The 20,852-nt window shown below is 64.7% G+C and carries 19 protein-coding genes; 7 read left to right on the top strand and 12 right to left on the bottom strand.

Translation table 11 applies throughout. The annotated features are described in order from the left end of the window. Positions 1–95 precede the first annotated feature (95 nt). The gene (locus DEIPE_RS21835) at positions 96–782 is read right to left on the bottom strand and encodes a c-type cytochrome (protein ID WP_083865681.1); all 687 of its coding nucleotides are present in this window, start codon (positions 780–782) and stop codon (positions 96–98) included. 108 nt (positions 783–890) lie between these two features. On the opposite strand from DEIPE_RS21835, the gene DEIPE_RS00635 reads away from it, so the two are divergent. Further along, on the top strand, positions 891–1,625 hold the full coding sequence (locus DEIPE_RS00635; RefSeq protein WP_015234050.1) for a helical backbone metal receptor: 735 nt from the start codon (positions 891–893) through the stop codon (positions 1,623–1,625). Positions 1,626–1,720: 95 nt separating this feature from the next. On the opposite strand, the gene DEIPE_RS00630 is transcribed toward DEIPE_RS00635, so the two are convergent. Together DEIPE_RS00630 and DEIPE_RS00625 are read right to left on the bottom strand one after the other, a co-directional pair. Further along, complete coding sequence (locus tag DEIPE_RS00630) at positions 1,721–2,311, bottom strand: TetR family transcriptional regulator (protein ID WP_015234049.1); 591 nt, start codon at positions 2,309–2,311, stop codon at positions 1,721–1,723. A 156-nt stretch (positions 2,312–2,467) separates the two neighbouring features. Further along, entirely contained in the window at positions 2,468–3,508 is a 1,041-nt protein-coding gene (locus DEIPE_RS00625; RefSeq protein ID WP_157448718.1) for a peptidylprolyl isomerase, read from the bottom strand. A 96-nt stretch (positions 3,509–3,604) separates the two neighbouring features. Between DEIPE_RS00625 and DEIPE_RS00620 the strand changes: the two genes are divergently transcribed. The 4 genes from DEIPE_RS00620 (at position 3,605) to DEIPE_RS00605 (ending at position 7,759) form a co-directional block, all read left to right on the top strand. Next, positions 3,605–4,660 carry a lipid II:glycine glycyltransferase FemX gene (locus DEIPE_RS00620; protein WP_015234047.1) on the top strand — a complete coding sequence of 352 codons (1,056 nt, stop codon included), beginning with the start codon at positions 3,605–3,607 and terminating at the stop codon, positions 4,658–4,660. Positions 4,661–4,867: 207 nt separating this feature from the next. Continuing rightward, entirely contained in the window at positions 4,868–5,620 is a 753-nt protein-coding gene (locus DEIPE_RS00615; RefSeq protein ID WP_015234046.1) for a shikimate 5-dehydrogenase, read from the top strand. Positions 5,621–5,838: 218 nt separating this feature from the next. Next, the gene (gene nudC, locus DEIPE_RS00610) at positions 5,839–6,576 is read left to right on the top strand and encodes an NAD(+) diphosphatase (RefSeq protein ID WP_157448717.1); all 738 of its coding nucleotides are present in this window, start codon (positions 5,839–5,841) and stop codon (positions 6,574–6,576) included. A 4-nt stretch (positions 6,577–6,580) separates the two neighbouring features. Further along, positions 6,581–7,759 carry an amidohydrolase family protein gene (locus DEIPE_RS00605; protein WP_015234044.1) on the top strand — a complete coding sequence of 393 codons (1,179 nt, stop codon included), beginning with the start codon at positions 6,581–6,583 and terminating at the stop codon, positions 7,757–7,759. Positions 7,760–7,826: 67 nt separating this feature from the next. On the opposite strand, the gene DEIPE_RS00600 is transcribed toward DEIPE_RS00605, so the two are convergent. The 8 genes from DEIPE_RS00600 to DEIPE_RS00565 form a co-directional block, all read right to left on the bottom strand. Then, on the bottom strand, positions 7,827–9,587 hold the full coding sequence (locus DEIPE_RS00600) for an ABC transporter substrate-binding protein (RefSeq protein WP_041230609.1): 1,761 nt from the start codon (positions 9,585–9,587) through the stop codon (positions 7,827–7,829). Between the two features lie 173 nt (positions 9,588–9,760). Continuing rightward, complete coding sequence (locus DEIPE_RS00595; RefSeq protein WP_015234042.1) at positions 9,761–10,456, bottom strand: metallophosphoesterase family protein; 696 nt, start codon at positions 10,454–10,456, stop codon at positions 9,761–9,763. 109 nt (positions 10,457–10,565) lie between these two features. Continuing rightward, the gene (locus tag DEIPE_RS00590) at positions 10,566–10,850 is read right to left on the bottom strand and encodes a hypothetical protein (protein ID WP_052326602.1); all 285 of its coding nucleotides are present in this window, start codon (positions 10,848–10,850) and stop codon (positions 10,566–10,568) included. 104 nt (positions 10,851–10,954) lie between these two features. Then, a complete protein-coding gene (locus DEIPE_RS00585) occupies positions 10,955–11,605 on the bottom strand; it encodes a histidine phosphatase family protein (protein WP_015234040.1) in 651 nt (216 codons plus the stop codon). Further along, on the bottom strand, positions 11,602–12,927 hold the full coding sequence (gene hisD, locus DEIPE_RS00580; protein WP_041231020.1) for a histidinol dehydrogenase: 1,326 nt from the start codon (positions 12,925–12,927) through the stop codon (positions 11,602–11,604). Before hisD ends, DEIPE_RS00585 begins: the two co-directional genes overlap by 4 nt. A gap of 43 nt (positions 12,928–12,970) precedes the next feature. Continuing rightward, complete coding sequence (locus DEIPE_RS00575) at positions 12,971–13,543, bottom strand: DUF3108 domain-containing protein (protein ID WP_245557570.1); 573 nt, start codon at positions 13,541–13,543, stop codon at positions 12,971–12,973. A 62-nt stretch (positions 13,544–13,605) separates the two neighbouring features. Beyond that, positions 13,606–14,019, bottom strand: a complete 414-nt coding sequence (locus DEIPE_RS00570; protein WP_015234037.1) for a nuclear transport factor 2 family protein — start codon at positions 14,017–14,019, stop codon at positions 13,606–13,608. Continuing rightward, positions 14,016–15,185: a phosphopentomutase gene (locus tag DEIPE_RS00565; RefSeq protein WP_015234036.1), complete on the bottom strand. Its 1,170-nt coding sequence runs from the start codon at positions 15,183–15,185 to the stop codon at positions 14,016–14,018. Before DEIPE_RS00565 ends, DEIPE_RS00570 begins: the two co-directional genes overlap by 4 nt. A gap of 158 nt (positions 15,186–15,343) precedes the next feature. Here DEIPE_RS00565 and lptB point away from each other — a divergent pair, with 158 nt between their 5' ends. Together lptB and DEIPE_RS00555 are read left to right on the top strand one after the other, a co-directional pair. Beyond that, the gene (gene lptB / locus DEIPE_RS00560; protein WP_015234035.1) at positions 15,344–16,108 is read left to right on the top strand and encodes an LPS export ABC transporter ATP-binding protein; all 765 of its coding nucleotides are present in this window, start codon (positions 15,344–15,346) and stop codon (positions 16,106–16,108) included. Between the two features lie 67 nt (positions 16,109–16,175). Beyond that, the gene (locus DEIPE_RS00555; RefSeq protein WP_015234034.1) at positions 16,176–17,870 is read left to right on the top strand and encodes a DUF3084 domain-containing protein; all 1,695 of its coding nucleotides are present in this window, start codon (positions 16,176–16,178) and stop codon (positions 17,868–17,870) included. A 235-nt stretch (positions 17,871–18,105) separates the two neighbouring features. Here the strand turns inward: DEIPE_RS00555 and DEIPE_RS00550 are convergent, their stop codons facing one another. Beyond that, positions 18,106–20,637: a BamA/OMP85 family outer membrane protein gene (locus DEIPE_RS00550; RefSeq protein WP_015234033.1), complete on the bottom strand. Its 2,532-nt coding sequence runs from the start codon at positions 20,635–20,637 to the stop codon at positions 18,106–18,108. Between the last annotated feature and the right edge of the window lie 215 nt (positions 20,638–20,852).

Below are 20,852 nucleotides of genomic sequence, written 5' to 3'. Positions count from 1 at the left end.
CAGGGCGGTCGCGCGGTCCAGATTTACGGTCAGCCTCAGCGGCCACCACCGGCTCCTGAGCGCGTCCCAAAGAGAGAATCAGTTCAGGCGTCACCTCATTTCAGGTTTTTGAGGTGCGCCTGGATATCCGCAAGATCCTGATCCGAGGCGGGTTGACCTTTGGGCTGCAAGGCCACCGCGCCGTAACGCGGCATGGTGGCGTTCAGTGAATCGCCATCCGGGGTGACGCCACGAAAGAGCGCCCGACGGAAATCCGCGAATTGCCAGTCTGCCGCGCCTCCGTCCTCGACCAGGCTGGGGCCCAGGACACCTTTGGCGTTGGCTCCGTGGCATCCCTGGCAGTTCGCATTGAACAACGTTTCCCCGCTCTCTGCGTTGCCTTCCAGGCTGGCATTCTGTGCCTCTGCCGTTCCGCCGGAAACGACGCCTGAGGATTGATTCTGGGATTGCTCGGTGCTTCGGCGGTTCGCTTCGGGAACGCTGCCCGGTTGGGTCGTCAGGTTGCCCTGATTGTCCGTTCCCGCCTGACCGGCTTCACCGGCCTGGTCGTTGTTCTGCGTGCCTGTCTGGGCCTGGCCGCCATTCGCTTCACCGCCCGTCGCTTCGGTGCGCCCATCCGGGCCATCCTGAGGCCCCGCGCCCGACCCGGGACGCAGTTCGCCCCCGCGAGGCTCCTCCACTGCCGCTTCCCCGTGTGCACTCACGCCCAGGTGGTAGGCGTAATATCCGCCGCCCAGGCCCAGGGCGAGCAACAATGTCATCGACACCGCAAATGTCCTCATGAAACCAAACTACCACAGGCCGAGCGGGGCTTTTGTCGCGCTGCGCGCCCTTCTGTCTTCAGTCGCTCCTCACTGACGCGAGTGAAGCCCGCGTGCCATGCTGCTTCCATGCGCTTGGCCTCCCTGACCTGTTCGAACACCGAGATTCTCGTTGCGCTGGGGCTGCACCCGTCACTTGTTGCCGTGGACAGTCATTCCGACGCGCCCGAGGTAGCTCACCTTCCGCGGCTGGGCCCCGACCTCAACATCGACGTAGACGCTCTGGCGACATTCAGGCCCGATCTGGTGCTGAGCAGCCTCAGCGTGCCGGGCATGGAGCAGGTGGTGGCGAGGGTCGAGGCCGCGGGGCTGCGGCAGCTGATCCTCGATCCTCAGGGCTGGCCGGACGTGCTGCGTGACATCGAGGAAGTCGGCGCGGCGCTGAACGCGTCCGGGCGCGCGCGGCAGGTGGTTCGGACGCTGCAAGACGAGGTCAGGCTCCTGCAAAGACCTGGGGTACGCCGTCTGCGGGTTGCTGTGGAATGGTGGCCGCGCCCGATTATCGTCGCAGGTCGTCTCAGCTGGGTGACCGACATGCTGCAGGACCTCGGCGCGCAAAACGCCTTTGCAGACCGCGAGGTGCGCAGCACGCCCGTCAGCCGCGCAGACTGGCAGAGCGCGGCCCCTGACCTGATCGTGGTTTCCTGGTGCGGTGTGCGCCGTCTGCGCCCGGAGGTGGTGGAGGCGCGTGGTCTGGGTGTTCCCGTAGTCTGTATACCCGAGTCGGGGCTGGGACGCCCTGGACCGCGCCTGATTGAAGGTTACCGGGCCCTGGCGCACGCACTTGACACGCTGGGCAACTGACACACGGACAAGCGCCCCGCGTCGGTAAGCAGCGCAGGGCGCTCACTTTTTTTTGGCGACCGCACCGTGCAGCGGCCCGTTTCGAGTGAGTCATTTCAGCCGCGTTCGGGCAGGCCAAGCAGCGCACGCAGGCCCTTCAGGCAGCGCCAGCGGTACAGTTCGAGGTCAGGCTCACGGTCGTACAGAAAGCGGACCGAGAGGCCGTCGACCAGCGCACGTATGTGCAGGGCGCGGGCCTGCACGTCGCCCGGTGTGAGACGGGCCAGTTCGAGGTCGAGTTCGTGCGTATCCTCGTAGGCGGCGCGGGTCACCGACAGCAGGGCGGGGTCCTTGGTACTGGCCGACAGAAAATCAAGGTACACCGTGTAAAAGCGTTTGGTGTTGGCGAGCCCGTAGAACTGGTTCTCCACGAATACCCGCAGCTTCTCGTCGGTGCTGACCGCAGCCCGCAGCGCGCGGCGGGTGCTGGTGGCGATGGTGCGCATGAAACGCCGCATCACCAGCTCGAACAGTTTTTCCTTGCTGCCAAAGTAGTAGACCAGCGTTCCTTTGCTGACACCGGCAGCGCGGGCGATATCGCTGAGGGTCACCCGCGCGTAGCCGTGCTCATAGATGGCAAAGTAAGCAGCCTGCACCAGTTCCGCGCGCCGCTGCTTTTCCTTGATGGGGTTTACGCGGCGTGCCATGAGCAGCAGGATACAGGAGCAGACCGGCCTGGCCTACAGTGACGACCGCCCGGGCCGGGTGACGCAGCCGAAAGGCCACGTTTTCGGCTCGCGGCGTTCAGGGAAGGTCCGTGAGGACCTTCCCTGAACGCTCCAAGTGACGCCCCGGGCCGTGACTTATTTCCGTTCGGGCGTCGGCAGCGTGACTTTGTCGGCGAAAGTCTGCAGCTTGAGTCGGGTCAGCTGACTGTTGACGTACTTCTGGGCAGCCTCGTTTGCCAGCGTCTTGCGAATGTCGGCCTGCACCTCGGCGAGTGGCGCCATGCCAGCGTCATTGCGGCTCGACACGATCAGCAGATGCACCCCGAACTGCGACTTGACCTGCTGCAGCGCGCCCACGGGCCCGCTGAAGGACGCGCGGTCGAACTCGGGCACCGTGACTCCCCGCTCAAAGCAGCCCAGCTCGCCACCCTCGTTCTTGCTGCCCGGATCCTGCGACAGGTCGCGGGCGACGGCCGCAAACGCTTCCTGCTTGTCCAGCCGGGCCTTGGCAGCCTTCGCGGCAGCCTCGTCGGCCACCAGAATATGCTTGACGCAGGCCTGGGCGGCCCGCTGGAAGTCGGAGCGGTGCGTCACGTAATAACCGTTCACGATGGCGTCCGAGAAAGTGAATTTGCTCAGTAGGCTTTCCAGATAGGCGTTGGCCAGCAGGCTGTCGGTGATGATCTGGCGCAGCTGCTCTTCTCCGTTGAAGCCCGACTGGCCCAGGGCCTCGGCGAACTGCTCGTCGTTCTCGAAGTCCTCTTTGTTGCTGGCAATGGTGGCCTCGACCTGGGCGGTGTCGGTTTGCAGGCCGGCGTTGCGGGCCAACTGCAGCAGGCCACGCTGCCGGGTGATCTGGGTGAGGATCTCGGGACGATACTCGTTGAAGTAAGGCAGGACGCTCTCCGAAAAAGGCATGCCCTGTCCGTTCACAATCCGGCCGACATACACCCGGAACTGGGTCTCGAACTCGCCGAGGGTGATTTCTTCGCTGCCCACCCGCGCCACCACCGTGCCTGGATCCTGCGGCGCGGCGCTGGCCGGCGGGGTCGCGGGCGTTATCGGCGCCGTCTGGGCGGCGGCCATACCCGCGAAGAGGGCGAGGCCAAGTACGAAAGTCCGCCCCAGCCCGCTGCCGGGCACAGAGCGCCACGAGGGGCGCAGCAACGTGTTCATTTGTCCACTGTAGCGCACCCACAGGGCGCTCCACCGTCTGCTGGGTGAGGACACACTCAGCATGTCTACAGCCGGGAAAGGCGATACAATCCGCGCGTGTCTCTTGTCCTTGAACCCATCACCGAACCCCGCGCTTACGACGAGGTCGTGCGGGCCATGCCAGTCACCAGTGCGCTGCAGGGCTGGGGGTACGGCGAGGCGAGACGCACGCTGGGGCTCGTTCCCTTCCGGTTCCTGCTGCGCCGCCGTGAGCGCACCGTCGGTGCCCTGCAGCTGTTGCGCAAACCGTTGCTGGGTGGTCTGAACGTGCTCTACGCCCCTAGGGGGCCGGTGCTGGAAGACATGAGCCTGCTGCCGGAAGTGGCGTCGGCCATCAGGGCCTGGGCACGGCCCAGCGACGTGCGCGTACTGATCGAGCCTCCTTTTGCCCGTGACCTGAACCTCGTTCCCGAGCAGATCGGTCCTTGGCGACGTGCTGAGGCCGAGCAGCCCGAGCACACCATCCTGGTGAACTTACAGCGAAGCGAGGAGGAATTGCTCGCGAACCTGCACCACATGGCGCGCCGGAATGTGCGCACCGCACACAAGCTGGGTGTCCATGCCGGGCGTGACGACGACTTCGAAGCCTTCTGGGAGATTTTCACGGCCACCAACGAGCGTGCCCAATTGGGCGCCTACCCACGGGCGTACTACGAAACGATGCTGCGCGAAGCGAATGCCTACGGTGGTGAAGCGTACCTCGTGCTCGCGCGCCACGAGGGCAAGGCGCTGGCAGGCGGTTTCTTCCTGGCCATGGGCGGGGGAACCTACTACCTGTTCGGTGGCAGTGTGAAAGACGACCGACCGGGGACGAACGGCGAAGTTCGCAAGGACGTGCGGGCGCCGACGGCCTTTTACTGGCACGCCATGCTGGACGCCAAGGCGCACGGTTACCGCTTCTTCGACTTCTGGGGGATTCCGCGCGCCCTCGATGAAAGCAAGCACAGTTTTGGGCTGGTCAAGATGAAAGAGAATTTCGGGGGCGACAAGGTGTGGTATCCCGGTTACGACTTTGCGCTGAGCCCCCTGGCGCCTGCGGTGGCCCGCGCGCTGCGCTGGCGCAAGAGTTTCAACAACTACCGCAAGCGGGGAACCACCCAGGACGTCCTGTAAGACCCCGGCCAGCCTGCCCGGCGCTCGAGGCTTGGCAGAAACCGGGTCTCACTCTACACTCAGCTTCTCGGTTGCTCGTTTCCGATCATTCCGCCTCTCGTGATCTTGGTTCGCTGCTTCGGGCTTGCACGTTGCCGCGCCTGCTGCACGACGTTTACCCGGAACGCCCATGACCGGGCAGCCCCGTTCAAGGAGAATTCCGTACCCGTGAACCCCGACGCTCCGCTGGCCCTGATTGGCTATTCCCCCGACACCGCCCGTGCATTGCGGACGTTTGGCCTGTTGTCGCTGGCTGTACCCGAGGGGCCTCCTGGCGACGTGGTCGGCGCGCTCAAAACGCTTCGATTTACCGGTGCCCTGATCGCGCCGCACCTGGAGGAGGTCATGCTGGCACACGCGCAGCCTGACGCTGCCGCGCGCAAGGCCGGCCGGGTCGATGCCCTGTCTTTCTCCGGAGCGCTCCACGCCACCCACACCCTGGAAGAAGCGGTCGTGCGACTGGTCGAGGACAGCGGGTACGCGGCCCGCGGCGCTCAGGTGCTGATCGTCGGAGACGGAACGTGGCTTCGCGCGGCCCTTGGGGTGGCGCGGCTGGGCGCGCCCAGTGTCACGGTGGCCTCTTCCAGCCGTCCGGAGGCCGAAAGGGTGATTGCGCTGCTGCCGGGCGGCGTCAAGGGTTACGCCGTGGCTGCTGCTGACGGCGCCCTCGCCGCCCTCGCCGAGCGCGCCGACCTGGTCGTCGTGGCCAATGGTCCGCTGCCCGCTGGCGTACTGCAGCCCTACCACACCCTGCTTGACCTCAGCGGCGGTGCGCTTCCTCTGGCCAGCCGCCAGGGGGTCGCAACGATCGACTGCACTGGACTGCTGGCGTGGCGGCTCAGCCTGCAGCTGGAACACGCGACTGGCCAGCGCTTCAAGCCAGAGGCCCTGGCCGAGATCACTGCGACCCTGAGCAGCTGAAGCTGATCTGATGCAGCCTGAGGGCGGCTTCTCCTGTTAGACTGACGCGTGGTTTTCCTGTCTTGCAACACCCGGAATGCCGTCCTGGCCCGCCCACAGGCCGCCGGCGGCAGTTCGTGCTCGGCTTGGAGGGCATTCTGAATGCTTACCGCCACCGAGGCTTTTCCTTGGACGGTTTTACACCGTCTCTGGTAGCCTCGGAGGACTCCTCGGCAGCCATGTTGTTTCTGTTTCAGCAGGACCGTCTTCTGGTCCGCGGGGACGGCTCTTTGCCGATGGGGCGCCCGGAGCAGTATGGCGTGCTCGCGCCGCAGTTCCTGGGGACGTTGGCCGGCCGGAGCGCGTTCGCCGCTGCCGTGTCCGGGGACGCACCTCCCTCTCTTACCTGGAGGCGACTGCGCAGCGCCTACGGAACCCTGCCGGATGCTCAGTTCGCACTGGCCGGTTACGCCTACCAGGTGGTCGAGTGGGACCGCACGCACCGTTTCTGCGGCGCCTGCGCCACGCCCACCGAGGCCCATCCGACTGAGCGGGCCAAGCGCTGCCCCGAGTGCGGCCTGACGAGTTACCCACGTCTGGCTCCGGCTGTGATCGTGCTGGTCCGGCGGGAACGCGAGCTGCTCCTGGCGCGCTCACCGCATTTCCCGCCGGGCATGTACAGCGCCGTAGCGGGTTTTGTGGAGCTCGGTGAGACCCTCGAGGAGTGCGTGCAGCGTGAAGTGCGAGAGGAAGTCGGCCTGGAAATCAGTACCCTGCGGTACTTCGGCAGCCAGCCGTGGCCATTTCCCCACTCGCTCATGATTGGCTTCACCGCCGAATACGCGGGTGGCGATGTGCGTGTTGACGGCGTCGAGATCGAGGACGCAGCCTGGTTTTCTCCCGACGCACTGCCCACCGTCCCACCGGACATCAGCATTGCGCGGGCATTGATTGACGCTTCGCTCGGGTCATCGTGAGCGCATGACCGACCACATTCGTCTGCTCACCGCCGACGTTCTCTATACCGGTATGGGCCTCCCCATCGAGGGGGGTGGGGTCGTCGTGTCGGGTCGCACGGTCGCGGCAACCGGCAAAGCCCAGGAACTGCGCGCCCGTTATCCCCACGCTCGCCCAGAGCGGGCCGGGCATGTCATCGCGCCCGCTGCCATCAACGCCCACACCCATCTCGATATGAGCCACTACGACTTCCGGGCGTTGCCGTACTTTCGCTGGATTCCCGAAGTGGTGATTGCCGGGCGTGAACGTCGCGGACTGCACGGTGCCCGCGCGGGATTCGAGCAACTGCGGGCCAGCGGCGTGCGGGCCTTTGGAGACATCGTGTGGCATCCGGACGTCATGACTTTCCTCCTGCAGGAAAGCGACCTGCCCGGTATCGCCTACTGGGAAGTGCTGGATCCCAATCCGGCGACGGCCCAGGACACCTTCCGTGAAACCGTGCGTCGCCTGGAGGAATGGCGAAAGCAGGAGCGGACCGGCGGTGTACGGGTGGGGCTCAGTCCACACGCCACTTTCACGGTCTCACATGCCCTGCTGCGGCTGCTGGCCGATTACGCCCGCCGTGAGGAGCTGCCCATGCAGATTCACGTCGCCGAGCACGGCAGCGAGCGTGACCTGTTCGCGTTGGGAACGGGTGAGCTGGCCGAGTCGTTCCTGCGCAGCGTGTCAGGCCGGTTTCCAGGGCTGAGCCTGAGAGAGATTTTCGGGCGTCCGCCCGATCCGGCCCTGACCCCCGTGCAGTATCTCGCCGATCTGGGTGTGCTGAACGCCCGACCAACCCTGATTCACATGGTGCATGTCACCGAACAGGATGTGCAGCTCGTCGCGCAGTCGGGTTGCAGCGTCGTGACCTGTCCGCGCAGCAATCGCAACCTGTCCTGCGGAATTTTCGACTGGCCGCTCTTCGCGCGGTACGGCGTGGAGGTGGCGTTGGGCACCGATTCGGTGGCGTCGGGGGAGACGCTCGACGTTCATGCCGAAGTGAATCTGGCGCGCAGCCTGTACCCGCAGTTGGGCGAACGGACTTTTGTCCGGGCCGCAGTGAAAGGTGGAGCTCGCGTGGTCGGTGAATCGGTTCCGCTGATTCGCCGGGGCGAAGCGTGGTGCGACAGCTTCGTCTGGCGTGCGTTGAGTTCAGCCTGACCCACATAGCAGCGAGGAGCCCTTCCGGCTGGGAAGGGCTCCGCTCCTGGTCACCTTCGAATTGCGGTTACTTGATAAAGCTCAACACCGTGAAGCGCGAACCGTAGTAGCTGTTCATCAGCTTGCGAGGCATGGCGCCACCAACGCGGTTGTTGTAGGCCACGTTGTAGACCGGACCCGCCAGATACACCACGGGCTGAAGCTTCGACTCGACACTGGCAAGTTGCTGTCCCAGCGCGCGCCGCTTGGCCGGATCGCTTTCCTTGAGCCCCTGGAAGTAGAGCTTTTGCATTTGCTCTTCTTCGGGGGCGATGCACTTGCCGCTCATGTTCCAGAAGTGCAGTCCACCATCGCAAGGCACGACGTTACTGCCGAAGGGCCAGATGTTGTCACCACCCGAAAGTCCCAGCAGAATCGCGTCGAACGGCCGCTTGTCGCCGCTTGCGGTCAGCGAATCCACCAGCTTGTTGAAGTCAATCGGATTGAAGTTGACCTTCACGCCGGCCTTTTTGGCTTCGTCCGCGAAAATCTGCGCCATCTGCTCACGCTCGTTGTTGCCGGCGTTCGTGGTGAGATCGAACTCCAGACGCTCGCCCGAGGCGTTCACGAGATAGCCGTCGGTATCCTTCTTGGTGTAACCGAGCTCGGCAAGCAGCTTCTGGGCAGCCTGCACGTTGTACTTGTACGTTGGCAGGTCTTTGGGAATGAAGTTCGAGAAGATCGGGTACACACTGCTGTACACCGGAGCGCCCAGCCCCCCGAAGACCAGTTGCACCATGGCGTCGCGATTGGCGAGGTGACTCATGGCCTGACGGAACTTGCCGTTGCGAAAAAGTTCCTGCTTTTTGGGATCGTCAGCCTTGTTCCAGTTGAACACGATCCAGGAGGACGTCGCGTTGGGGCTTACATTGGGCAACAAGGTGGCTTTGAGGCTGCCCGCATCAATGGCCTTTTTGATCTGCGCGAGGTTATCGGCCTTCGTGGCAGGGCCAACGTCAGTCTGACCGGCCAGGAAAGCCGCGAGGTCACTGTTGGTATCTTCCACGATACGCACCGACTGACCGTTCAGGTAGGGGAGAGCTCCTCCCGCGCTGTCCTTGTTCCACTCACCCCAGTACTTGTTCTTCACGAAGCTTGCACGTTCACCGGGCCGGTAGCCGCTGAGCACCCACGCACCCGGCGAAACAATGTTCTTTGCGGGTGTGTTCAAGGCATACAGGGCCTTGACGGCTGCCGCACCACCCGAGCGGTAAGCCTTGCCCCACACGTGGTCAGGCCAGGGCTCGAAGGTCAGTTTGGCGAAGGCCGTGACGTCCTGCGAGGGAAAAGTGACCTGCAGCTGGTACTTGCCGAGCTTTTTCACGGTGACGGGCTTGTCCTCGATGAAAAAGCCGTCGCGCGCCTGGCTGCCGACTTTCTCGTCGGTGTGAAGCTTCCAGGTTGTCACGAAGTCATCGGCGGTGATCTCCACGCCGTCGCTGAACTTCATGCCCTTGCGCAGGGTGAAGGTGTAGGTCCTGCCGTCCTTCGACGCTGTGAAGGACTCGGCCATGTACGGCAGGAATTCGTCGGTGCGCGGGTCTTGCCGCACCAGGCCCGACGTGCCGGTCGCCATGATGGTCGGGATGCTGTCAGCCTCAGCCGAAGTAAAGGGGTTAAAGGTCTTGAAGTCCGAAATCTGCGAACCACGCAGTTCGCCGCCCCGCTTGGCCTGCTGGGCGGGCGTATCGGACCAGGCGGCTGGCCAGACGAAGGGTTTGTCGACTTTGGTCTGCGCCGATGCTGCACCGAGCACCAGAGCGCTTGAAAGGGTCAGAAGAGTGCGCATACGCATCAGAATGTTCCTCCTGGAAGGACAGGCTAGCGGCCCCGGGTGAGAGAAGTTCCCGGGATTTCTGACGCGGCTCTCAAAGGGTTAGCCTGGCTGATCGGGCACCCGTGACTGACCATCTGCACGCACGTTTCTGGATATGCTCCCACTGTACGCGGAGCTGACCACGGTCAGCGTATTCCGGTACGCAAATTCTCGGCCGCGTGCTGACCCTGCGGTGCGTGGACCTCGGCCCAGCGCGCCGCCGTTTCGAAATCGTACGGCACCCGGCGGAACTCGGCGTGCCAGACTCCCGCCTGACGCCGAAGCAGGACCCAGCGGGCATGCGGATCGCCATCCTTCTGGCGCGATACTGCCCCGACGTTCACGATCAGCTTCCCGCCGACGCGCGCGACGGCCTCCAGGTGGGTATGCCCGACCGCCACAACCCGCACGTGGTCCGGGACCCCGTGCAAGCGCTCCTGGAGGACCGCGCGGGAAACGGGTTCGTCGTCCTGAAAGAGGAGCTGCTGGTGTGGACTGTGCGGTGTGCCGTGCGCGAGCAGCACCTCGCCGTCCGCCACACGCAGCGAGATTGGCAGCCTGCCGAGCCACTCGCGCTCCTCAGTCGAGAGCTGCTCCGCCAGCCACGCGTCACTTTTTCCTTCAAAGTGCGCCAGGTACTCGTCGGTATTTCCCCTGACCGTCGGAAAGTTGTGCGCCTGGAGCACGTCAAGCGCTCCTCGGGGATCGGCGTGCCCCCACACCAGGTCACCCAGGTTGACCGTCAGGTCGGGTGAAGCGGCGTCGATGTCGGCCAGAACCGCCTCCAGGGCAAAGCGGTTGCCGTGCACGTCAGTCAGGATGGCCAGGCGGAATTCACTCATCCGTTTACTTTACCGGCAGCCGATAACGTGCAATTCGAACGTGCTCCACTGCACACTCATCGACCAGCATCAAGCCGAAGGTTTCGTAGAGGTTTCGCAGCTTGGTACGTCAAGCGGCCGTGTCGAGACGCAGCAAGCGCCTGTGGCGGCCCCGCGCTTCCAGGCGGGCGGCCTGCAGCATCTGCAGGGCCAGCCCAAGCCCCGCCACTTCCCGCGCGACCGGGAGTTCGCGCAAAAACAGCGGCCTGCCATCGGTGATTTCAGGCCAGAACAGCGGACCAGCGTCTTGCAGGATCATGGTGGCCACCGCGCGACCTTGCTGCCAGCCCCGGCGAAAATCGGGCAGCACGTACACTTCGAGCAGGCGTTTGGGCGTCAGGCACTCGGCTCTCACGAGGTCCTGTCGCGCGCCTGCAAGTCGCGGGCAACGCACTCCAGCGCTGAAAACAAAGGCAGCTGCTTGGGGAGAACGGGGCGTACGCCCAGCACACCATGTCCTCAGCGCTCAACATGGGGCGTGATTTTGCCTGGCAGGTCGATGAGGTGCCGGGCGCAGGCCAGGGGTTCGCAGGCCAGCACATTCCTGGCTTCACCCAGCTCGAAAGTGGTCAAAGCGGTGTTTTCATGCGCCGCACGTTTGTCAAACCAGGCCTGGGCCACGTCCCAGCCCAGCAGGCTGCTGATGAGGCCAGTGATGGCCGCGCCGTGGGTGACCAGCACAACGTGTTCACCCGGGAGTGGACGCAGCGTGTCCACGAAGGCCCGCACGCGGGCGGTGACATCACCCAGAGACTCACCGCCCGGGGCCGCCGTGACGGGCCAGCGTTCCAGCGAGGCTTCATCCTGCGCGCTGATCTCGTCGTAGCTGCGACCTTCCCAGGCTCCCACGTGAATTTCGCGCAGTTCTGCGGTGGGCTCGGCCCTCAACCCCAGCAGCGCTTCAAGTGCCGCGGCCGTCTGGCGCGTACGAAGCAGGTCACTGGTGTAGAGACGCGACACCGCATGTTCGTGCCCGTGCAGCCGACGGGCCAGCCGTGCCGCCTGGGCATGGCCGAGATCGTCGAGGGGAATGTCGGCCCAGCCCTGAAAGCGGCGACTGGCATTGTAGGCGGTCCGTCCATGACGAACGAGGGTGAGCAGCGCGTTCAATGCGCTTTCCCGTCTTGCAGGCGGATCTCGATGGCGCGGGCATGTGCCTCGAGACCTTCGGCCCGTGCCAGGCGCGCGGCGTGTGGCCCGACTTCGCGTAGCGTCACTTCGTTCAGACCGATGAGGGAGATGATGTTCTGAAAGTCGCGCACGTTGACCGGACTCAGAAAACGGGCGGTGCCGCCAGTGGGCATCACGTGGCTGGGTCCGGCCGCGTAGTCGCCCAGCGCTTCCATGCTGGCCTCACCGACAAAGATGCCGCCGGCACGCCGGACTTTACCGACGTATGACCAGGCGTCCTGCAGCAGCAGGCACAGATGTTCGGGCGCATACAGGTTCGCCAGCTCGAAGGCTTCATCGAGGTCACCTGCCAGCACGATCTTGAAGCGCGTCATCACCGAGTCACGCGCCCAGCTGCGGTTTGGTTCGGGAAGGTTTTCGAGTTGTCTCGCGAGCTCGCGCTCCACCTCGATCAACAGCTCCCGCGAGTCGGTGACCAGCACGGGTTCGGCGCCGTTGTGCTCGGCCTGCGCCAGCAGATCTGCCGCCACGAAGCGCGCGTCGGCGCCGTCGTCGGCCAGGACCAGCGTCTCGGTCGGACCGGGCAGGCTTTCGATGCCCACACTACCGTAAACGGCCCGTTTGGCGAGCACCACGAACTGGTTGCCCGGTCCGGCGATCTTGTCCACTGCCGCGATGCTTTCGGTGCCGTATGCCAGCGCCGCAATGGCCTGGGCGCCGCCAACCCGGTACACCGCTTCCACGCCGATTTCACGGGCGGCCACCAGAATCGCCGGGTGCACCTGTCCGCCCTGTCCGGGCGGGGTGGCCACCACAATCTCGCGGACGCCTGCCACCACGGCCGGCACGGCCGTGTGGATCAGGCTGCTCACCAGCGGCGCCAGACCCCCTGGCACGTACACGCCCAGGCGCTCCAGCGGCCGGACCAGCTGGCCCAGCGCGCCGCCCTCGGTGTGCTCGATCCAGCCACCGGCAGGTTGTTTCTCGTGAAAGGCACGCACCCGAGCGATGGCGACCAGAATGGCCTCGTGAAGGTCAGGCTCGACCCTGGCCGATTCGATCAGGTGTGCGGGAAGCTGCACCACGTCGATGTCAACTCCGTCGATCAGCTGGGTCCAGTGACGCAGCGCCGCGTCGCCACGCTCGCGGACGTCCGCAAGAATGCGGTCGACGGCCTGCTGCGGAGAAAGCCGCTCGCCGAACAGGGCGGCGCTGCGCTGCAGCACGCTTTCGGGAACGGGATTGTCGGCAAAGGTGCGCTTGAGGGCGGCACGCGCCGCGTCACCGGTCAGGATATTCACGCCCACGATCCTAAAGCATTTGCCGAGCACGCCGCCGACCTCGTCAGCGCCGTCGGCGGCGTGGGGTATCCGCGCGTATGCGGGAGCGCTCGACGCGCAAGATGGCGTCCAGCAGACCAAAATCGGTGGGTTGAACCAGCGTGAGCACCCGGTGGGGTGGGGCGTCGGCCAGGTAGACCAGTGCCCCGCCCGGACGAAGTTCGAACGCGCGGGCGTGAACGCCGTTGACGTCCACGTCGGCCAGACGCCGGACGTGCACCTTGCCCCCGGCCATCAGCACGTCGGCGCGCTCCAGCTGAACGTTGGCCCGCAGCCACAGCAGCACAGACACCGGATCGTGAACGTCACCCAGGAGAGGAGCGCTGGCCTCGTCGCGTCCTTGCTTGAGCGTGAGCACCCCGCCGCTGCGGTCCACTTGCGTCTCGAAGGTCGAGCGCTTGCCGTCTCCCTCGCTGTATCCGAGGCTGGTCAGGGTGCGGGGATGCACGCGCGAGGTCTGTACCCGTCGCAGACCCGGCAGAACGCCGCCGAAGTCGGTCTGTACGCGCGCCACCCAGGTGTGCTTGTCAGGCACGATCTGCCAGTGCATCTCTCCGGCCGAGCGGGAGCCCAGCATCAGGTCGAGAGTAAAATTCTCCGGTTGGAGTCTGAATTCCGATTCCACGGCGCGCTCCTTTCTCAGCTGGCCGGACTCTTGTGAACGTGAACGACCTGCCAGGGCTCGACCTGTCCAGGGGCTGACCGTTCCAGCACCCGAGTTTCGTTGCTGGTGCGGTGCGAGAGCCCCTGTTCGGTCACGACTGACACCATCAGCGTGTAGCACACCACCGCGACCTGTCCGCCCGCGAGCAGTTGCACGCTGGGTTCCAGAATCGAGACGTGATGCTCGCGTCCTCCGGTGGCCCAGTGGTTCTGAATCATGAAGCGGTGAAAATCCAGGCCACTTTGGCGGTGTGGGGTGACAAAATGCTCGTACAGGGTCAGCTCTTCGCTCGTGGTGGCCGCGTACCCGTCCCAATCGGCACGAAAGATCGCTTCGAGGTGGCGACGCAAAAAGAACAGGACCTCCTGACCCGCCGCGTCCGAACTCACGCTGCTCCCGCCGGGCCTGACAAAACGGGCCAGAAGCTCTCGCCCGGCCCGCTCCAGCTCACACCCAGAGCCTCAGCCACCGTGGCGCCCACATCGGCGAACGTGGCCCGTTCGCCCAGATCCACCCCGGGAATTCCTGGCCGGTAGGCGAGCAGTAGACCGTACTCGCGGGTATGATCGGTGCCATGCCAGGTCGGGTCGTTGCCGTGGTCGGAGACGATCAGCAGCAGACCATCGTGCTCCACGGCGTCCAGCAGTTCGGGCAGCCGTTCGTCGAAGGCCGCAAGGGCCGCGGCGTAGCCCTCCGGGTCGCGGCGATGGCCGTACTTGGCGTCGAAGTCGACCAGGTTGGTGAACACCAGACCATGAAACGGAGCGCGCATGCGCCGCAGCGTCTTCTCGATGCCGTCGAGGTTGTCGTCGGTGTGAATCTCCTCGGTGAAGCCGCTGTGGTCATAGATGTCCGGAATCTTGCCGATGCCGATCACGTCCAGCCCGGCGCTGTGCAGGGCGTTCAGTACCGTAGGAGGTGGTGTCAGCGAAAAGTCCTTGCGCGCCTCGTTCGCCCGCTCGAAGGGAGCGTCACCGCGAAACGGTCTTGCAATGACGCGCGCCACCGCATGCGGACCCTGCAGAATTTCGCGGGCAGCCCGGCACCATCTGTAAAGGGTCTCCAGCGGAACCACGTCCACGTGCGCGGCAATCTGAAAGACACTGTCAGCCGAGGTGTACACGATCGGGTTCCCCGTGCGCATATGCTCCTCGCCGTAATCGCGGATCACGTCGGTGCCGCTGTAAGGCCGGTTGCACAGCCAGCCGCGCCCCGTCGCCTGCGAGAAGCGTTCCATGACTTCAGGCGGAAACCCCTCCGCGAACGTCTGAAAGGGGTGCTCGAGCTGCACGCCCATGAATTCCCAGTGTCCGGTGCTGGTATCCTTGCCCGGAGAGACTTCGCGCAGGCGACCAAAGCTCCCCAGGGGTTCTGCCTGCATCTCCAGCAGCACGCTTTCGATTCCGCCCAGCCCCAGCCGGGCCAGTTGCGCCAGCTCCACGCCAGTACGCTGCAGCACGTGATTGAGGGTATGGGCACCGACGTCACCGAACGCGGCGGCGTCGGGAAGCTCACCCACACCCACCGAGTCGAGCACGATCAACGTGACTTTCATCGGTGCCGGGGTGTGGATGAAAGAGAATTACGGGTCGTCATGCTGCGAGTCTACCGTGTCGGTGCCGGGGCGGGTTCAACGCTTTCGCCCTCGTGGAGTGGCCATGCGGAAGGTGCCTCACAGGGTGCAAACGGCTGCATGCTACGATTTTCCCAATCATGAGTGCGCCCGTCTCTCCCGCCCCTTCCACTGCGGTGACCCCGATTCTCAGTGCCCAGGGCCTACACAAAACCTACGGTCGCCGAACGGTCGTGGGCGGGGTCAACCTGCACATCGCCCGGGGCGAAATCGTGGCGCTGCTGGGGCCCAACGGCGCTGGAAAGACCACCACCTTCTACATGATGGTCGGTTTTGTTCGGCCCAACGCGGGTCGCATCACCCTGTCGAGCGAGGACGTCACCCGGCTGCCGATGCACCGCCGGGCCCGGCTGGGTCTCGGTTACCTGCCCCAGGAGCCAAGCGCCTTTCGGCGCATGTCCGCCCGGGATAACCTGATGGCCATTCTGGAATACCAGCCCCTGAGCCCCAAAGAACGCGAACGGCGGGCCGACGAACTGCTCGACGAATTCGGACTGACCGCACTCGCGGCCAGTCCGGCCGTGGCGCTGTCCGGCGGGGAGCGCCGCCGCCTGGAGATCGCACGTGCCCTCACGACCGACCCGGATTTCATCCTGCTCGACGAGCCCTTTACGGGTGTTGACCCCAAGAGCGTGCGTGAAATTCAGCGCCTGATCCGCGATTTGCGCGAGCGGCGCGGTTTGGGCGTGTTCATCACCGACCATAACGTTCGGGAGACCATTGCGCTCGCTGACCGCGTCTACCTGATGTACGGCGGTCAGGTGACTTTCGAGGGCACTCCGGCCGAGTTCTGGAGCAATCCGGACGTGCGCTCCCGCTACCTGGGCGAGGATTTCGAGCTGTGACAGGCGCTCGTGTTGCTTCGGTTGCCCGTGTAGAACCCCTTTTCAAGCCTCTGACTGACTTCCACTGATGTTTCTCCTGTTTCTTGGCTTTGTCGTCCTGCTGTCGGGCTTCGTGGCGTATGCGGCCGACACCATCGCACGCCGGGTAGGACGGCGGCACCTGCGCCTCTTTGGTCTGCGTCCCAAAACGACCGCGCTGATCGTGGCGGTTCTCTCTGGCATGGGCATCAGCTTCGCGTCGGTGCTGGCGTTTGGCATACTGAACCGTCAGGCACTGCGCAACGTCGCCCAGGCCGACGAGATGCGCGTGGAAATCCGTGTGTTGCGCGACGAGCTCGAACCACTGCGGGCTTCGATCGACGAGACGCGCGATCAGCTTGATCACGTGCGCGGACAGGCTGCAGCGTTGGAGCGCTCCCGCGACGCCGCCATCAAGGCGCGCGACGAAGCCTCCGAGCAGGCGCAGGCTCTGGGGCGGGAGCGGGCGGCTGCCCTCAAGGAGCGTGATGAGGCCGTGCTGCAGGCTGATACTGCCGCCGCGCGAACCCGCGCGCTCGAGCAGCGGGTCAGTCAGCTGGCCAAACGGCGCGACGAACTGGCCCTCAAGGCGCAGGAAGCCGAAGCCGCGCTGGCCGAAAACCGCCAGGAAGTCGAAGCGCTCGCCGGGCAGCTTCAGAACCTCGAGCAGACCCGAGCCACCCTGGAGACGCAGGCGACCGAGGCACAGCGCCGCGAGCGCGAGGCACGGGCCCAGGAAGCGCAGGCCAAGCTGCAGGAAGAAGGTGCCCGCAAGCGTGAAGCCGAGGCCCGCAGTCGCGAAGCGGAGGCGCAGCGCCGCGAGGCGCAGCGCCGCGAGGCGCAGGCCCAGCGTGAAGCGCGCCTGGCGCAGCAGGACGCCCGCGCGGCCGCACAGCAGGCCAGCGAACTCGAAACGAAACTCACTACCCTGCAAAGCCAGCTGAACGCCGTGCAGACCCAGACGCGGCTGCTCGCCCAGCAATCCCAGGCGCTGATCGCCGAGCGTGACCGCCTGCGCAAGGAGCGCGACAAGGCGCAGCAGGACGTGCGGGCTGAGCAGGCCAGACGTGACGCCATCGTGCGTGACAACGAAATGCTGCAGCGCAGCCTGCAGGCCGCACAGACCGAGCGGGCCCGCCTGGCCGGCGATGTAGCACGCGCTACGAGCGAGCTGAGCGCTACGCGCACCGGTGACCTGCTGTACGAGAAAGGCGATCTCGTGCACATGCAGACGGTCGCCTCGGTGCATAACATCCCAGAGGCGATTTCGGGCGCGCAGGCGAAAGCGGCCGCACGCGGCGCGCGTGGCAGACCCCCGGCCACCCTGTCCGAGAGTGCCCACACGCGCCTGCAGGCGCGTGTACGCGGCCTCAATTACTCGGCGGTGATCGTGTTTCGGAGCGCGACGAACGCCGTACAGGGCTTTCCCGTCGAGCTGACGGCAGAAGCGTTCGCCAACCGCACGCTTTACCGGCGTGACGAGGTCATTCGCTCGGCCAGCCTCAGGCTCGGCAGTCCCGACCAGATGCGCGAGCAGCTCCTCGAACTGGTGACGCAGGCCCTGCTGGATCTGCAGGAACGCGGCGTTCCACCGGAAAACATCGCCAGCGGGGGCCTGAATCCCGTGGACACGGTGTCCTTTCTGGGTAACCTGAAAGGCACCGGCACAGTACGGGTTGGGGTGGCGAGCCGCACCGAAGTGCGCCCTGGCGGTGAGGTCGAACTGTACCCGGTGCTGCGCTGAAGCCAGACCAAGGGCAAGGGGAAGGCGGGCGCCATACTTGTTCGGCGCCCGCCTTCCTGTGGTAGTGCGTACCCGGAGAACGCGATGCCGGGCAACTGCTCGTACGAACTGGCGTTCATTTCAGAGCACCTGCAAAGATCACTCAGGTGCTCCTTGATCGCTGCAACCTCGTTGCTGAGTGCGTTCACTGCTTGCGGCGTCGACTGCTTTGCTCGGTCGTCAACGCCACTTGGTATCAGAAGAAATTACCAAGCCGGAAGTAGAACTTGCCGCCGGGATTCACCGGGCTGAAGGCGTAGTCGAAGCGCAGGGACGGCAGCAGGAAGTTGCCCAGGCCCAAGTTGAGCTGCACGCCAACTCCATAGCCGACGTTCAGGTTGAAATCCTGACCGCTGGTCCACGCGTCACCCACATCGACGAACGCCACGCCGAAGATGCCCTGGGCGATGCTGGTGTTGACGTTGAAGTTGTAACGGTACTCGACACTCGACGTCACAAAATTCTTGCCAGCCATGCTCTGGGCGTCGTAGCCGCGCAGCGTGAAGCGCTCAGACTGTTCACTGCCACCCACGCCGAAGAATCGGCTCTGTGGTGCCGTGCCGACGATGGTGCCCGCGTTGACCCGGAACGCCAGCGCCTGCTGCCGGTTGCCGTCACCGAGTGTCTGACCGAAGCCAAGATAGGTACGGGCCCCGACCTCGTACTGGGTCCAGCTCAGGCCGGTGCCGCCCTGATATCCGAAACCATACCCGGCACTGCCGCTGGCGCGGACTCCGCTGGTCGGGAAGTCCTGGTAACGCACGTTGTCGAAGTTGACGTTGCTGCTCAGCAGGGTGGTCAGGCTGGACGGCGGAAGGGCCGCTGCTGCTGCCGCATCACTGGCCGGACCGCCCGGTTCGGAGCCCGCAGCAGGCACAGGTTCCAGGCGGAAGTAGCTGTACTGCGTCGAGACGCTCGTTCCGGCCGTGATGTTCGAGGTGATACGCCGGTTGGCCGCGACAGAGAAGCCCGAGGCCCGCTCGGTGTACTGGCGCCCGGTGTTGACATTGCCCGCCGAAGTGTCGAGCAGCGCGTTGTTGCTGTTGGCATTGCTGTAAAGCCCGAACGTCAACGAGGTGCGGTTACGCCGGAAATCGAGGAAGTTGAAGTCCAACCAGGGAATGGTGTAGGACGCGCTGCCCGAAAGGTACTCGCCGATCTCGCTGGGCGCGGCCGTCAGGTTGAACGAGTAGGCGTGCCCCAGCCCGAACAGGTTGTTGCCGGAAAGTCCCACCTCGCCGCTGAAGCCGTTGATGGTGTCGTACGCGATGCCGGGCGTGAACACGCCCGTGCGCTGCTCACGCACCGTCAGCACGTACGTGACGTTCTGTGGATTGTTGGGATCGGGCACGAACTGCTCGGCGACCGGCACGACAAAGCCCAGGCGGCCGACGTTGTTCTGCACCGCCTGACGCAGCGCGTTGATGTTGAGCACACCACCGGGTTCGGGAAGCTCACGCAGAATCACGCGTTCCTGGGTGACCTGCGCTCCCTCGAAGCGAATCTGGTAGCCGGCCAGGCGGGGTTCCACCACGTCATAGATCAGCACGCCGTTTTCATAGCGAATGGGAGTGCGTCCCGGTGCCTGGGTCAGCACCTCAAAGCCACGGCTGCGGTAGAGGCGCTGGATGGCGAGGTAGTCTTCCTGTGCGAGCTGTGGTGTGTACACGTCACCGAGGCGGACCTTGAGGACCTTGGCGATGTCTCCCGGACTGACAGCACTCGCTCCGGCGATACGCACTTCGTTGATCGGTCCAGTGGCCTGATCGCTCGTGACAAAGGCCAGGTTGACCCGCGCCGGGTCGCTGGGATCAATCTGCTGGTTGACGCCCACGGCTTTGCCGGAGGCGTTCGCCAGCGTCCGGATATCCTGTGCCAGCGTGTTGGTGTTGAGCAGTTCCCCGCTGCGCGACTGCAGCGGGGCGTTGAGGGTGCCCAGTGCACTGGTGTCGATTTGACCGACCCGCCGCTCGCGAATCACGACCCGCAGCACGCCGCCCGAAAGTTCGCTGGCCTGAGGATCGATAAAGCCGCCCAGTCCTCGCTCGTTGTACGCGTTACCGATGGCCTGCACGGCCCCCTGGTACAGGGGCAACGTAAAGGATTTGTTGTCTACCAGCGGACGGAAGGTGTTGCGGATGAACTCGGCGCTGAGCTGCGTGCTGCCGGTCACCTCGACGCGCGATACCGGAGCGCTTTCGTCGATGGTATACGCGACGGTGGCGCCGTTTTGCCCCGAGGTGACCTGAGCACTGACGCCCGGCGAAAACGGAAAGCCGTTTTCGCGGTATGCCTGCTGCAAGAGCGTCTTGCTTTCCTCGACGCGCGCGTTGTTGAGAACCGTGCCAGACGCGATGTTCAGGCGATCTTCGAGAAACTGCTTGATCTGCGCGGGCTCCACGAAAGTCGCGCCCGTGACCGTCACGTCCGCGACCGTAGGATTGGGAACCACTGTCAGGCGCAGAATCGGTCGATTTCCCTGAGTGGTCAGCTCAGCAGCAACCGAACTGAAAAAGCCGGTCGCCAGCGCTTCTTGCTGCACGGCGATCGGATTGACCTGGCTGAGTGGGGTACCGATCTGAACTGTCAATGACACTTTGAGAAAGTCGGCCAGCAGGTCGGGTGCGCCCACCACCACGATGTCTCCGAGGGTCGCGGCAGTCTGGGCGTACGCGTAAGGTGCGCTGAGCAACAGGGCACTGACCCCGACGGTGAATAGGTTTCGCATGAAGCCTCCTGATGAATGACCTGCCAGCACATAGGCGGTAGATGAAGCGTGTTGTCCCGACGCCGCCGAACGGGTGGCCATTCACCACTTCGACGTAGGTGGCGTGCATCCGATCAGCCGATCGGCACACGACGCCCAGTCAAACAACACTCACTATAAAAGCCCTGAGAAGCATGAAAAAGCCTTTACCCCGACTTCGCCCTCGCGTGTCGTGT

The organism is Deinococcus peraridilitoris DSM 19664, assembly GCF_000317835.1.
In the GTDB taxonomy this organism is placed as follows: Bacteria; Deinococcota; Deinococci; order Deinococcales; family Deinococcaceae; genus Deinococcus_A; species Deinococcus_A peraridilitoris.
The sequence above is the reverse complement of the archived record's forward strand: the minus strand, read 5'-3'. Positions and strand labels throughout refer to the sequence as shown.